General features: G+C 54.4%; 2 tRNA genes and 1 rRNA gene. All 3 read left to right on the forward strand.

The window, feature by feature from the left end:
• The first annotated feature begins 31 nt into the window (after positions 1-31).
• Positions 32-148, forward strand: a 5S ribosomal RNA gene (gene rrf / locus AC1DOK_RS24615).
• Between the two features lie 5 nt (positions 149-153).
• Positions 154-229, forward strand: a tRNA-Asn gene (locus tag AC1DOK_RS24620).
• Between the two features lies 1 nt (position 230).
• Positions 231-305, forward strand: a tRNA-Glu gene (locus AC1DOK_RS24625).
• The last annotated feature ends 74 nt before the right edge of the window (positions 306-379 follow it).

Raw genomic sequence — 379 nt, forward strand, 5'->3', positions numbered from 1 at the left:
TTGTTACAACGCATTTATTCTAAATGCACTGTTTGGTGACGATGGCGGAAGGGAACCACGCGTACCCATCCCGAACACGACCGTTAAGCCTTCCAGCGCCGATGGTACTTGGACCGAAGGGTCCTGGGAGAGTAGGACGTTGCCAAGCAGTATTCCCTGATAGCTCAGTTGGTAGAGCACTCGACTGTTAATCGAGTTGTCACAGGTTCGAGTCCTGTTCGGGGAGCCATGGCCCGTTGGTCAAGTGGTTAAGACACCTCCCTTTCACGGAGGTAACAGGGGTTCGAGTCCCCTACGGGTCACCACTATTTATTCCGGAGGCTTAGCTCAGCTGGGAGAGCATCTGCCTTACAAGCAGAGGGTCAGCGGTTCGATCCCG

This window comes from Paenibacillus sp. P5_B5 (genome assembly GCF_056400365.1).